We start from the raw sequence: 12919 nt of genomic DNA, 5'->3' as shown, positions 1-12919 counted from the left end.
GAAAAGGTAGTGACCCGCATCACGGAGCCACTACCCCCGAAAGTGGGGACGAGTGAGCCACCTCACATCATTCGCCGTGCGAACGACTCGAGCGGCCGGGCATCACTCCGGGGACGGGGACACTGGAAGCATGGACACCGACACCCACACCGTCACCGTCACGGTCACCGGGCACGGCGAGGCCACACGGGCGCCCGAGCAGTGCACCGTCTCCCTCGTCGTCCGCATCGAGAGTGGGGACGGCGACCGCGCCGTCGCCGCCGCGTCGGCTGCCGTTCGTGCGCTCACCGACGAGGTCACAGCCCGCCACGACGCATCGACCGGGCCGATCACCCGATGGGCACTCGATCAGGTGCGACACACCCGCCATCGCCCGCACAACAGGGACGGCAACCAGTTGCCGTACGTCCACCGGGCCGAGGCCGCCCTCGAGGTGACCTTCGAAGCGCCTCCCGGCGGCTCGGACGACACGGCCCCCGCGGAGAGGATCTTCGACACCGGGCCGTTGAGCGACTTCGTCGACACCGTCGCCGGGATCGACGGCGTCGAGGTGGGGCGATTCGAGTGGTCGCTGACGGCCGCGACACTCGACGACGTGACCGGAAGGGTTCGCGCCCGCGCAGTGGAAGATGCCCACGCCAAGGCGCGGACGTACGCGGAGACCCTGGGCTGCCGGAACATTCGCGCCACGGCTGTCGCCGATCCGGGGCTACTCGGGGCGGAGGCGTCCACTCCGCCCTCCGGGGTCGCGCTACGCGCCTACGCGGCCTCCGCGGGCGGCGAACCGATCGCGCTCCGGCCGGAGGACGTCACGGTCACCGCAGACGTGCACGCCCGATTCGAGGCGTGGTGAGCGAGGTCCGAACGGACTACGAACGCCGCAGGAGCGCTCCGAACACCCGGCGACAGCGCTCGGTCATCTCTGCCGGACTCTCGTCGGGATGGTCCGACCACCAGGAGATCACCGTGGTCACCGCAGAGAACCACAGGGCACGCAGGAGTGAGGCGTCGGCATCGTGCGGAGTTGCCGACGTCGGGGCGAGCACGGCGACGACGCCCTCGTGGCCCATGTCGTCGAGCTGCTCCCGATAGGGGCGAGCGATCTCCCAGACGGCATCGTCGCGACGGATCGTGTTGTCGTAGAGAATGTTCCATACGTACGGACGACCGTCGAGAGCCACGAACAACGCCTCGAGCGTCGCCAGTGCACGCGAACCGGCGTCACCTGACCCCTGGGCGGCGCGCACCGCGGCCACCAGCCGCTCGCCCACCTGTGCCACGCAGGCGGCGTACAGGTCCGCGCGCGATCCGAAATACGCGTACACGAGCGGTTTCGACACTCCGGCCGCCGCGGCGACGGCGGGGACGGACGCGTGCGCGTAGCCGCGCAGACCGAACTCGGCCTGAGCGGCGTCGAGGATCAGTTCCTCGCGCTGCGCGCGCGGCACACCCTTGGTCCCCGCCCGACCGCTCACCCGTCGATCACCTCGGACTGCGACGAGTGCACCTTGGTCAACTCGACGTACACCTTCGCGTTCGTCACGAGGTTGGCCCGCTCCGCCTCGCTCAGCTCCCGCCGAACCTTGCCGGGCACGCCCGCGACGAGCGACCCCGGCGGGATGTCGGTGCCCTCGGGGACGAGAGCATTCGCCGCGATCAGACTTCCCGCACCGATCGTCGCACCGTTGAGAACCGTCGAGCCCATGCCGATCAGTACGTCGTCACCGACGGTGCAACCGTGCAGCACGGCGTTGTGACCCACCGAGACTCCGCTGCCCACCACGAGTGGACGCCCGGGATCGGCGTGCAGAACCGCACCGTCCTGAATGTTGCTGTTCGCGCCGATCTCGATCGCCTCGAGATCCCCCCGCACCACGGCCGAGTAGAACACCCCGACTCCCTCGTCGATGCGGACTCGCCCGACGACCGTCGCATTCGGCGCCACCCACGCCGACTCGGCCACCTCCGGCACGTTGCCACTCACGCTCGCGATCATGTCGTCTCCTCCACCACGGTCGGATCCATCAGTGTTCTGGATCTGTCGGCACTCCCGGCCCGTCGCCGCACAGTGCACGTCAGTACACAGGGTCGATCAGTACTCCGGGGTTGAGTATCCCAGCCGGGTCCAGCGTCGACTTCGCCGCCCGCAGCGCAGCCGCGAACGGCTCGGGCCGCTGGCCGTCGTACCACGGTCGATGGTCCCGTCCGACCGCGTGGTGGTGGGTGATCGTGCCACCGGCGGCAGACAGTGCCTCGGAGACGGCGGCCTTGATGTCGTCCCACTGCGCGACCGTGCTTCCCCATCGTCCCGCCGCGTAGACGCCGAAGTACGGCGCGGGACCGTCCGGGTACACGTGGGTGAACCGGCACGTCACCACCCCGGTGACCCCGGTGTCCTCGAATGCGGCCGCTGCCGCGGCGAGTACGCCGGCGCGCAACTCGTCGAAACGGTCCCACGTGCAGGCCGTTTCGAAGGTCTCCACGATCATCGACTGCGCGGCGAGCGCGTCCCGCTGGTAGGGCATGCGCAAGAAGGAGGAGCGCCAGCGGTCGGCCGCCTCGGCCGTCGGCCGGCCCGCGGGGTCCGAACCCGGTCCGGTGACCCGAACGCGGCCCGGAACGTGCCCGCCGTGGTCACGACAGATCTCCAGCGCCCGGTCCAGCGCGTCCGAGACCGGATGGTCCGCCGATTCGAACCCCAGCACCAGGACACCTCCCGCACTGGTGGTTCCGGCGTTGAGCATCGCCTCCATCGGATCCAGCAGACGGCAGTTGGCCGGGGACAGTCCCGACTGCGCGATGAGCCTGGTGGCCTCGACCGCGGCCGAGTAGTCACCGAACTCGACCGATGCTCCGGCCCGCCATCGCGGACGTTCCTGGAGTCTCATCCACGCCTCGGTCACGACACCCAGGATTCCCTCGGACCCGAGAAACAGCCGATCGGGCGACGGCCCGGCCCCCGAGCCGGGCAGCCGGCGAGACTGCGAGATTCCGGCCGGCGTCACCACCCGCATCGACTCGACGAGGTCGTCGATGTGGGTCGGCCCCGTCGCGAAGTGTCCACCCGCGCGCGTGGCCAGCCAGCCTCCCAGAGTGGAGAACTCGAAGGACTGCGGGAAGTGACGCAGTGTGTATCCGTCTCCGCGGAGCGCATCCTCGAGCGCGGGGCCGAGGATCCCGGCCTGGATACGCGCGGCTCGACCGACCGGGTCGACCTCGAGCACCGCACTCATCTCGCCCGTGTCCAAGCTCAGCACGCCGACGTGGTCCCCGCCCGTCCGCGGCTCGACTCCACCGACGACGGATGTGCCACCGCCGTAGGGAATCACCGCGATCCCGGCGCGCGAACACCAGTCGAGGACGTCGACGACGTCGCGCTCGTTCGCCGGACGTGCCACGAGATCCGGTGCGGGCGGGATCTTCCCGAGCAGACAGCGGACGACGTCGCGGAATGCCTGCCCGTGACCGTGCCGGACCCGGTCCTCGGTGTCCGCCGACATCAGGTGCGCGAGCGCGTCCGGCGGTGCGATCCGCGGCGGGGCGATCGTGAGGGACTCGAGAGCGGGCGGCTCGTGAACTCCGAGATCGGCGCCTGGGAGCAGCGCCGCGACCCGCTCGGTGAGGGCAGTGCGCTCGGCGCCGACGACGGCGTCCTCGACCGCGCCCCACCCCCACCACGACCGTGTTCGCCCGGGCATCGCGTCCTCCGTCCTCTCTGGTCACTCCCCGTCCGAGAAGTGACCGGAAGTGAATTGACCGGACGGTAATTTACCACTGGGTCAACTGTCAACGCTTCATTCGGCGCGGGGTGACGTCCAGCCCGTGCAGTCGCTTCGCGGTGGGCGACTTCTCCACCTCGGAGGGGTCGGGTCCCGTTCCCAGCAGGCGGTCGGCCGTTCCCGAGGTGGTGACGGTGAACCAGTAGTGCTCGTTGCGGTAGTGATGGTCGCGGTGATGACGCCACGTCGCCTTGTAGAGGGCGCTCTTCGGCCTGTAATCGGTGTGGATGAGGAAATGCGTCCACTCGTAGGCCAGGCCGAGCGCAGTGATTCCGATCAGGAACGTCAGACCCCATTCGAGCCGCGGGAGCACGACCACGGTGACCGCGAGCAACAATGGCACCAGCCACACGAACACCGGCGCGGGGATGAAGTCCAGAACCGGATCACGCGGATCGTGATGGTGTGCACGATGCTTGCGCGCCAACAGCGGGTCGATGGTCAACGGACCCACGCGCCGGGGCCGCCAGTGCAGAACGAAGACGTGGATCACCCACTCCAGCAACGGAAATGTCGCGATCATCGCCAACGGAACGAGCGCGTCCGCCGGACTCCACCCACCGAGCAGTACCCGGGTGACCAGTGCGCCGAGGAACAGGGTGCCGATGATCCACGGACTGGGGTGGCGGACGAACTCTCGGCAGACTCCCCCGAGCGTCACGCCCTTGCCGAACGCCGGAGAGTCGGACGAGTCGCCCTCATCGCTCCTCCCCGAGAGCCGACGCAGCAGTGAGAACGTCGGTGAGCGCCGTTGTCGCCGGCTCGAGTAGCTGGTGCGCGCACTCGAAGGCCCGCTCGCCGTCGCGGTCGCCGATCGCCGAGACGACGGCCCGGTAGCGTCCGATCTCGTCGACCTCGGCGGACATCATCACGGCGAGCGCCTCGATCATCGGTTCGTACGAGAACCGCAGTGTGTTGAACATCAACCGAAAGGTGATCGAATCCGCCGCGTCGACGACCAGGTCCCAGAACTCCAGCGCGACGCGCTGACGTTGCACGCCGTCGGTGGCTGCAGCCAGTACATCCACCACCCCGTCGAGAACCGAGCCGAGGTCGTCCGAGCCCCGGACGGCAGCGAGTTCGGCCACCTTGGGGCCGTTCCACAGACGGGCCTCCAGAATGCTGCGGGCCACGTCGAGATCGACCTCACCTCCCCGCACGAGCAGCCGGGGTAGCAGGTCGAACCCTGCGGAGCGGCGGAGATCCTTGACGACGGTCGTCCCGCCCTGCCTGACCTCGACCAGACCCAGTGCGACGATGCGCCCCAACGCTTCTCGCACCGCAGGACGAGAGACACCGAGGCCCTCCGCCATCCGGCGCTCGCTCATCAGCGCATCCCCCGGAGACAGCCCGCCCCCGACCACCCCTTCCAGCAGTTGCTCGAACACGTCGTCGGGCACCGATCTGCGCTGCACCGGAGTGAGTTCCATACCGCTCACGCTAGGCCGCGTCCCGGAAGGTGGTCAAGTGGTAAGACCACTTTCCTTCTGCGCGGGCGGAGTCATCTCGACCCGGACACCCAGCAAACGCACCTCGCGATCGTGGTCGAGGCGCTCGAGCAGCGCGACGGCAGCATCCGCGAGGATCTCCGCATCGAACGTCGGTTCCGGCAGCGCGCGGCTCGTGGTGTGGGTCGAGAAGGGTGCGTACCGCACCTTCAGCCCAACCCGCACACCCGGTCGCCCCTCATCACGGATGTCCTCGGCGACCCGGGCCGCGAGGACCCGGGCTTGTTCGGCCACCTCGGCCCAGTCCGCCAGGTTCCGTGGGAACGTGGTCTCCCGGCTGTGCGAACGGGGAACCCACGGTTCGGCACTCACCTCTGCGGAGGCTTCTCCCCTACCGATGCTGCCGATCCACGGGCCCATCTTCGGACCGAAAACCGCGGCGAGGTCGTCGTCGGGTGTCGCCGCCAGCTGCCGCACCGTCGTGATGCCCAACGCCTCGAGCTTCTTCGCCGTCCGGGACCCGACGCCCCAGAGCGCGTCGGGCGGGCGGGCACCCATCACCAGGTACCAATTCGCCTCCGTGAGGCGGTAGATGCCCTGGGGCTTGGCGAACCCCGTCGCGATCTTGGCCCGCAGCCTGTTGTCGCCGATGCCTGTCGACGAATGCAGTTCGGTCGCGGCGTACACGGCCTGCCGGATCTCCCGAGCCCACGCCTCCGGGTCGGACGTGGGTACGCCGATGAACGCCTCGTCCCACCCCAGGACCTCGACCACGAGCGCCTCGTAGGAGCGCAGCACTCCCATCACGGCCTCGGATGCCGCGGTGTATGCCTCGGCGTCGACGGGCAGGAAGACCGCATCCGGAAGCGTGCGCCGAGCCGTCACCATCGGCATGCCGGAGCCGACCCCGAACTCGCGGGCCTCGTACGACGCAGTGGAGACGACCGCACGTTCTCCGGGAACGCCGTGACCACCCACGACGACGGGACGGCCACGCAATTCCGGCCGCCTCAGGATCTCGACCGCGGCGATGAACTGGTCGAGGTCGAGATGGAGTACCCACCGGCGGGGCGGGGCGTCGGGCATGCCCTCAGTCTGCGCGGAAGCCGCGCGCCCCGCCCCCGAATCAGGCGGCGTCGTCCTCCGTGCGCCCTGCGGCCTCGAGCAGTTCCCGGCGCAGTTCCGACCACACCGTCGCGTAGGAGTCGATGCCCGATTCGCCGATCCAGTCCGTCTGGCCGGCGCGAACCTTGCCCAGCGCCTCCGCGAGAAGATCCTGATAACGCGAGAGCCTCGGGACGAACGCCGAGAGGTCGTCGAAGACACCCGCCGCCTCGGCGTCGAGTGCGCCGAGGCGCTCGACGTCCGCGGAGGCGATCACCTCGGCGAAACGCGCCTGCAGGGGCACGAAGCTCTCGTGCACGTCGGCCAGGGAATCCTCGTCGATCGACACCCGTTCGGCGTCGAGCTGATCCTCGAGCTCGGCCAGACCGGCCGGCGTGAGCGCGATCGATCCGGGAGCCGACTCGGCCGCCTTGCCCTGCCCGACCAGTGCGTCGAACGCAGCCTGCGCCGAGGCGGGCGCGACGCCCAGATGTGTCGCGAGCAGTTCCGGCGTCACCGCTCCCTTGATGCGTACGGTCTGCAACAAGGCCAGTTCGTCCACGTTTCCGGCGAACGCCATGCCGTCACTCTCCTCGCTTCGTTCCACGGGCCGTATCCGAGGCCCCACACATGCCGGCCGGGTCGGCCGCGTGCTCACCATAGACGTCGCCCGCCGGGGGTGGGTTCGCGTCGCGAGTCACCGATTCAGCTGGGCACCGCCCAGGTCCGCGCCAGGTAGTCGTCCGCGCAGTCGACGATGTCGGTCGCGCAGGCGTGCCGCGAGTCGGGGAAGGCCTCCCACCGGGCGGCCAGGGCGCCCATCGGGCGAATGACCTGTTCCGGGTCCCCGTCCAGATGCCGTGCCGTCGCGGCGATGTCGAGCGCCCCGAGGTACGGGCGCTGAACCCGGTCGACCAGGGAGTGGGCCTGCGACACTGTCACCACCCGGCAGGCAGCCGCCCGGCGGTCCAGTCGCGGTGCGACGAATCCGGTCACCGTGTGGGAGACCCGATCGGCCAGCAGCGCGAGCCCTTCCAGCGACGAGTCCTCGAGGGCATCGGGGATGTCCGTCACCGCTGCTCGCGCCTCGGCGAGCGCGCCCTGCGCTGCCGTCTCGTAGTCGGAGTAGGTGCGGAACTGCCCCTCCTCACGCTCGAGGACGGCGGCGTCCTCGAAGGCGAGCACCAGCCGCCGGGGCCCGATGTCGGCGAGGACGTACCAGCCGCACGCCGCGAGCAAGGAGTCGAGAGCGACCCGGAACCGAAGGTGCGCGTGCTCCGCGCGGGCCGCGAGCTCGGCGCGGACCACATCGGTGTCGAGCTTCGTGCGAAAAGCCCTCACTCCGCGCCTCCCCAGGGTTTGCCGCTGATTTGCCTGCGAGTATCTCACAGGCAGACCGGAGCCACCGACTACCGGTCGAACAGCGACCAGGAGGAATGTCTGTTATTCACCGTCACGTTACCGAGCACAGCGAACGACATGGGGCGGGAGAACGTCCGGGCATCGAGGACCACGCCTCGGTCAGTACACCGCATCCCTCTGGTCCGCGATCTCGGTGCCGTCGGCGCGCACGACCGGCCCGGCCCGGCCGTCCGGCTCGGTGAACGCGGTACTCGCGCACGGGTACGGCTCCTCGGCACGTTCGTTCGGATCGAGGAACATCGGCGTGATCAGCCACTTGCCGTCGCTGTTGTCGTACGCGTGGCACATGAGTTCGGGGTTGTTCCGGTTGATCACCAGGCGCTCCCCGGTCGCGTCCGCGAGAAAGGTCACGTCCGTCACCGAGTCCCCCGCGGCGAACACGTGCCGCCGATCGGCTGGAAGGGGGTCGAAGGCGGCGGGCCCGCCGATCCCGTAGACGACCTCGTTGACCTGGCACCGCTTTCCCTCCACATAGGGGATCACGGTGTCCTCGCCGTCGGCCACGCCGCCGCAGCCGACCAGGCCACCGGTGAGTATGCCCTCGGACACCACCGGCCGAACGCCCATCGCCCGCTCGGGCGGCAGGCCCAGTTCGCGCGCCCACACCCGGACCACGGGCTCCGCCGAGGCGGAGATGATGCGCACGTCGAAACCGTTGGCGTGCAGTGTCTTCACGAGATCCTCGATCTGCGGGTAGTAGCGGACGTAGCCGTCCACGACGGTGCTCCCCACGACCTGTGTCGAGCCCTCCGGGGCAGCCAGACTCTCCTCACGCGCCGCGATCGCGAACTCTTCGACCTCGTCCATCGAACGGCCGGCCGACAATTGCACGACCCATGCGTAGGAAGCCTTGGTCCGCCGGTGGTCGTAGCCGGCGAACGCCGGGAGACCCGAGCGGGTCTCCTCGTCCATGACCGCGACGATCTCGTCCGCACAGTTCACGTCGGAGCTGGTCGGGAGGGGTGCACCCGGTGCGACCTCGGTACCGCAGGCCGCGGACAACGCCGCCGCGGCCTCCGGGGTGAGGAAGCGGCTCGTCGTCGTCCAGTCCCGATCCCTCGGCTGGAGGATCTTGTCGTTCCGGAGCATCCAGTAGGCGGTGGCGCTCCCGATGTCGTTCTTCACGACCGTGTTGTCCCAGTCGAACAACGCCAGCGGAGCGCCCTCGTCGACGTCGCCGGGATCTCCGCACTCCCCGTACTCGGCGATCATCCGGTCGAGCCGCCCCCGAATGTCGCCGTACCAGACCAGGTCCGGGTCGAGCGACGCGCACTCCGCGGCGTCGGCGGTCTCGGGTTCCGCAGCGTCGTCCGCGCCGGAGGAACAGGAGGCAGTCAGCAGCAGCACACCCGCGAAGGTGCCCGCCAGAATTGTCCGTGCAGCACGAGATATCACGATCGGTCCTCGTCTTCCGACGTCGCGAACAGGGGGACGGCACCCGGAGGTGCCGGGGAGAGCGAGGCCGCGAGGTGGGAATGTCAGGCGGCTCGCTCGAGGAAGCTCACTCGATGATCAGGGCGGTGGTCTCGCTCGCGGACAACTCGTCCGAGCGAGAGGTGTCCTTGAGATCGACTCCGGAGCGGCCGAGCCGCCGGGCACCGGAGACGAGGCCGGCGACGACCTTCGCCGCCTGCTCGTAGCCCAGCCCCTCCGGCGGGTGGATGTTGGAGATGCAGTTGCGGTCCGAGTCGGCCCGTCCGGGCCGAGGCAGATGAGTGAGGTAGATACCGAGACTGTCCGCGACGGACAGTCCCGGGCGCTCACCGATGAGCACGACGAGCGTCTGCACACCCATCGCCTCGGCGATGTGGTCGCCGAGCGCCACCCGAGCCTCGGTCGCGATCACCGGGGGCGCGATCGAGTAGCGGTCCGAGAGTTCGGCGACCAGCGCAGCCAGCAGCTCCACTCCGTGGTCCGTCAACGCCCGCGGCGACAGCCCGTCGCCGAGCACGAATCCCAACTCGGCACCACTGCGCGGGATCGCGGACAGATCGGCCGGCGCACGCCCGAGATCCGGCCGGCGCAGGTACTCCCCACGTCCGGTGGCCAGGCTCGTCACGGCTACCGGATCTCCGATGCCGACGGTGCGCACCCGCTCCGCCAGGCTCGGAACGTCGAGCGGTTCGTGTACGGCATCGCGGGCCGCGGCGTGCGCCGCACGGAACTCGAGCACCCGCCGCGTGGGCAGGGCATCACCGGCGCGGCCGAGCCCGATCCGGGACTGCGTACTGCGGCGCAGCTCCGACCAGAAGTCCTGCTGTACGGGATCGTTGCCGTTCACCGCCACCTCCGAGACCGTCATCGGGCACCCGTGAGCGCGCGCAGCGGGGAATCCGTGGCGTCGACGGGCAACACGCGCCCCTGTGCATCGACCATACCGAGACCGGCGAGCCACGCCTCGAATTCCGGGGCGGGGCGCAATCCCAGAGCGCGCCGGGCATACAGGACATCGTGAAAGCTCAGGCTCTGGTAGCCGAGCATCACGTCGTCGGCGCCGGGAACCGCGATGACGAACGCCGCGCCTGCCGCCCCGAGCAGCGTGAGCAACGTGTCCATGTCGTCCTGATCGGCCTCGGCGTGATTGGTGTAGCAGACGTCCACACCCATCGGCAGACCCAGGAGCTTGCCGCAGAAATGGTCCTCGAGCCCCGCCCGGATGATCTGCTTTCCGTCGTAGAGGTACTCCGGACCGATGAAGCCCACGACGGTGTTCACCAACAGCGGCTCGAGATCCCGGGCCACCGCATACGCCCGGGTCTCGAGAGTCTGCTGGTCCACCGGCACACCCCCGACGCCGAGGTGGGCGCCCGCACTGAGCGCGGAACCCTGCCCCGTCTCCAGGTACATCACGTTGTCGCCGACCGTTCCGCGGCGCAGCGAACGACCCGCCTCGTTGGCCTCACGCAACAGCGAGACAGTCACTCCGAAGCCGGAATTGGCGCCCTCGGTGCCTGCGATGGACTGGAACACCAGGTCCACCGGAACACCCTGCTCGATCAGCCCCATCGTCGTGGTGACGTGCGAGAGCACACAGGACTGGGTGGGGATCGCGAACCGCTGCCGGATCTCGTCGAGCAGGTGCAGCAGTTCCGAGGTCGCGTGCGGCGAGTCCGTCGCCGGGTTGATGCCCAGAACCGCGTCGCCACAGCCGAGGAGCAACCCGTCGAGGGTGGCCGCAGCGATGCCCCGGGGGTCGTCCGTCGGGTGGTTCGGTTGCAGCCGGGTACTCAGCCGACCGGGCAGTCCGACGGTGGTACGGAACCCTGCCGTCACCACGACGGCGCGGGCCACCGCGATCAGGTCCTGGTTGCGCATGATCTTGCTGACGGCGGCCACCATCTCCGGGGTCAGTCCGGGTGACACCGCGGCCAGCGTGGCCGCCGCGTCGTCGGTGGAGGACACCTCGAGCAACCAGTCCCGCAGGCCTCCGACCGTCAGGTGCGAGACCTGCCGGAACGCGTTGCGGTCGTGGGAGTCGATGATCAGCCGGGTGACCTCGTCGTCCTCGTAGGGCACCACCAGCTCGTGCAGGAACCGGTCGAGGGGTACCTCCGCGAGCGCCCACTGGGCGGCGGCGCGTTCGGCATCCGAGTGTGCCGCGCAGCCGGCCAGCTCGTCCCCACTCCTGTGTGGGGTGGCCTTGGCCATCAGCTCGACCAGCCCGTCGAAGCTGTGGGAGGTTCCGCCGAGGGCCTGTGTGTACCGGGTCATTCGAGTTCTTCCTCCGCTTTCGCCAGCACCGCGAACTCCTCGTCGGGCGAGTTCGCCACCAGATGATGTCGACTGTAGAGGCCGAAGTACGCCATGAACCCGCCGAAGGCGACGAACGTCCACAGAGCGGCCTGCGGATCCACCAGGAAGGTGGCGATCACCGCGGCAGCCGCAACCACCAGGGCGAACGACGTCGTCGCGATGCCACCGGGCGTACGGTACGGGCGCGGCATGTCCGGTTCGCGCTTCCGGAGCACGATGTGACTGATCATCATCAGCACATAGCTCAGGGCGGCACCGAACACCGCCATGTTGAGCAGCATCGCGCCCTCCCCGGTCAGCGACAGGACGAAGCCGACGACGCCGGGAACGATCAGGGCGAGCATCGGCGCCTTGCGGGAGTTGGTCACCGACAGGCTGGTCGGCAGATAGCCGGCACGCGACAGCGCGAACGTCTGCCGGGAGTACGCGTACATGATGGAGAAGAAGCTGGCCACCAGTCCGGCGAGCCCGATGTAGTTGACCGCCGTGGCCGCGCCGCTGTCGCCGAGTGCCTGGACGAGCGGGTTCCCGGACGTGGACAACTCCTCCGCGCCGAGCGCACCCGTTGCGAGGAACAGCACGCTCGCACCCGTGACGATCAGCACGAACATGCTGATGATGATGCCCTTGGGGACGTTCTTCTCCGGCTCGCGTGCCTCCTCCGCGGCGAGTGGTACGCCCTCCACCGCGAGGAAGAACCAGATCGCGAACGGAACTGCGGCCCAGATTCCCAGCACGCCGAACGGCAGGAACGAGGAACTGCCCACGGCGTCGGGGTCCGCGGGAATGTCGGTGAGGTTGCCGGATTCGAAGAGCCCCCACGCCGAGACCGCGAACACCACGAGACCGACCAGGGCGATCGCAGTGATCACGAACATCGCCTTGAGCGCCTCACCCGCTCCGGTGAGATGGATCCCGATGAATATCGCGTAGACGGCCAGGTACACCCACCAGCCGTCCGTGATACCGAAGAGGTTCAGGGATTCGACGTAGCTGCCGATGAAGGTCGCGATGGCGGCGGGAGCGATCGCGTACTCGATGAGAATCGCTGTGCCGGTGGCGAATCCGCCCCAAGGTCCGAGCGCTCGGCGGGCGAAGGTGTAGCCGCCGCCCGCGGCGGGAAGAGCCGAGGACATCTCGGCCATCCCCAGCACCATGGCCAGGTACATACCGGCGATGACGACGGCCGCGATCAGCAGGCCGCCGAAGCCGCCCTCCGCGAGGCCGTTGTTCCACCCCGCGTAATCGCCGGAGATCACGTAACTCACGCCGAGACCCGCGAGCAGGATCCACCCCGCCGACCCCGACTTGAGCGTGCGCTTCGCGAGATACTCGCTGTCCTCGTTGTGGAACTCCTCGTGCGAGGACTTCCCAGTGGTGATCGCCACGGGCGACCCTCCTTCTCGTTCCGGA

The 12919-nt window shown here is 69.1% G+C and carries 13 protein-coding genes; 1 reads left to right on the top strand and 12 read right to left on the bottom strand.

Features of this window, described 5'->3' with window-relative positions:
- The first annotated feature begins 130 nt into the window (after positions 1-130).
- Complete coding sequence (locus G4H71_RS16420) at positions 131-853, top strand: SIMPL domain-containing protein (protein ID WP_072738306.1); 723 nt, start codon at positions 131-133, stop codon at positions 851-853.
- Between the two features lie 16 nt (positions 854-869).
- Here the strand turns inward: G4H71_RS16420 and G4H71_RS16415 are convergent, their stop codons facing one another.
- The 12 genes from G4H71_RS16415 to eat form a co-directional block, all read right to left on the bottom strand.
- The gene (locus G4H71_RS16415) at positions 870-1475 is read right to left on the bottom strand and encodes a TetR/AcrR family transcriptional regulator (RefSeq protein WP_072738307.1); all 606 of its coding nucleotides are present in this window, start codon (positions 1473-1475) and stop codon (positions 870-872) included.
- Positions 1472-1996, bottom strand: a complete 525-nt coding sequence (locus tag G4H71_RS16410) for a gamma carbonic anhydrase family protein (protein ID WP_072738454.1) — start codon at positions 1994-1996, stop codon at positions 1472-1474. Before G4H71_RS16410 ends, G4H71_RS16415 begins: the two co-directional genes overlap by 4 nt.
- A gap of 79 nt (positions 1997-2075) precedes the next feature.
- Positions 2076-3698 (bottom strand): FAD-binding oxidoreductase, encoded by a 1623-nt coding sequence (locus tag G4H71_RS16405; RefSeq protein ID WP_072738308.1) that lies wholly within the window; start codon positions 3696-3698, stop codon positions 2076-2078.
- An 88-nt stretch (positions 3699-3786) separates the two neighbouring features.
- Positions 3787-4440, bottom strand: a complete 654-nt coding sequence (locus G4H71_RS16400) for a sterol desaturase family protein (RefSeq protein WP_072738309.1) — start codon at positions 4438-4440, stop codon at positions 3787-3789.
- A gap of 37 nt (positions 4441-4477) precedes the next feature.
- Positions 4478-5209 carry a FadR/GntR family transcriptional regulator gene (locus G4H71_RS16395; RefSeq protein WP_072738310.1) on the bottom strand — a complete coding sequence of 244 codons (732 nt, stop codon included), beginning with the start codon at positions 5207-5209 and terminating at the stop codon, positions 4478-4480.
- A 33-nt stretch (positions 5210-5242) separates the two neighbouring features.
- The gene (locus G4H71_RS16390) at positions 5243-6313 is read right to left on the bottom strand and encodes a DNA polymerase IV (RefSeq protein WP_072738311.1); all 1071 of its coding nucleotides are present in this window, start codon (positions 6311-6313) and stop codon (positions 5243-5245) included.
- A gap of 40 nt (positions 6314-6353) precedes the next feature.
- The gene (locus G4H71_RS16385; RefSeq protein WP_072738312.1) at positions 6354-6911 is read right to left on the bottom strand and encodes a hypothetical protein; all 558 of its coding nucleotides are present in this window, start codon (positions 6909-6911) and stop codon (positions 6354-6356) included.
- 125 nt (positions 6912-7036) lie between these two features.
- Positions 7037-7672, bottom strand: coding sequence for a hypothetical protein (locus G4H71_RS16380; RefSeq protein WP_139183254.1), 636 nt, complete (start codon positions 7670-7672; stop codon positions 7037-7039).
- A gap of 180 nt (positions 7673-7852) precedes the next feature.
- Positions 7853-9100 carry an HAD family hydrolase gene (locus tag G4H71_RS16375; protein ID WP_307718304.1) on the bottom strand — a complete coding sequence of 416 codons (1248 nt, stop codon included), beginning with the start codon at positions 9098-9100 and terminating at the stop codon, positions 7853-7855.
- A gap of 154 nt (positions 9101-9254) precedes the next feature.
- Positions 9255-10055, bottom strand: a complete 801-nt coding sequence (gene eutC, locus G4H71_RS16370) for an ethanolamine ammonia-lyase subunit EutC (RefSeq protein ID WP_072738314.1) — start codon at positions 10053-10055, stop codon at positions 9255-9257.
- Positions 10052-11464: an ethanolamine ammonia-lyase subunit EutB gene (locus tag G4H71_RS16365; protein ID WP_072738315.1), complete on the bottom strand. Its 1413-nt coding sequence runs from the start codon at positions 11462-11464 to the stop codon at positions 10052-10054. Before G4H71_RS16365 ends, eutC begins: the two co-directional genes overlap by 4 nt.
- On the bottom strand, positions 11461-12894 hold the full coding sequence (gene eat / locus G4H71_RS16360; RefSeq protein ID WP_072738316.1) for an ethanolamine permease: 1434 nt from the start codon (positions 12892-12894) through the stop codon (positions 11461-11463). The genes G4H71_RS16365 and eat overlap by 4 nt, the downstream gene beginning before the upstream one ends.
- Positions 12895-12919 lie beyond the last annotated feature (25 nt).

The organism is Rhodococcus triatomae (genome assembly GCF_014217785.1).
Taxonomy (GTDB): Bacteria; Actinomycetota; Actinomycetes; order Mycobacteriales; family Mycobacteriaceae; genus Rhodococcus_F; species Rhodococcus_F triatomae.
The sequence above is the reverse complement of the archived record's forward strand: the minus strand, read 5'-3'. Positions and strand labels throughout refer to the sequence as shown.

What these genes read in the sequence shown, in the direction of transcription:
- G4H71_RS16410 (WP_072738454.1), bottom strand. Translation starts at nt 1,996, where the DNA reads ATGATCGCGAGCGTGAGTGGCAACGTGCCGGAGGTGGCCGAGTCGGCG.
- G4H71_RS16395 (WP_072738310.1), bottom strand. Translation starts at nt 5,209, where the DNA reads ATGGAACTCACTCCGGTGCAGCGCAGATCGGTGCCCGACGACGTGTTC.
- G4H71_RS16390 (WP_072738311.1), bottom strand. Translation starts at nt 6,313, where the DNA reads ATGCCCGACGCCCCGCCCCGCCGGTGGGTACTCCATCTCGACCTCGAC.
- G4H71_RS16405 (WP_072738308.1), bottom strand. Translation starts at nt 3,698, where the DNA reads ATGCCCGGGCGAACACGGTCGTGGTGGGGGTGGGGCGCGGTCGAGGAC.
- G4H71_RS16365 (WP_072738315.1), bottom strand. Translation starts at nt 11,464, where the DNA reads ATGACCCGGTACACACAGGCCCTCGGCGGAACCTCCCACAGCTTCGAC.
- eutC (WP_072738314.1), bottom strand. Translation starts at nt 10,055, where the DNA reads ATGACGGTCTCGGAGGTGGCGGTGAACGGCAACGATCCCGTACAGCAG.
- G4H71_RS16420 (WP_072738306.1), top strand. Translation starts at nt 131, where the DNA reads ATGGACACCGACACCCACACCGTCACCGTCACGGTCACCGGGCACGGC.
- G4H71_RS16385 (WP_072738312.1), bottom strand. Translation starts at nt 6,911, where the DNA reads ATGGCGTTCGCCGGAAACGTGGACGAACTGGCCTTGTTGCAGACCGTA.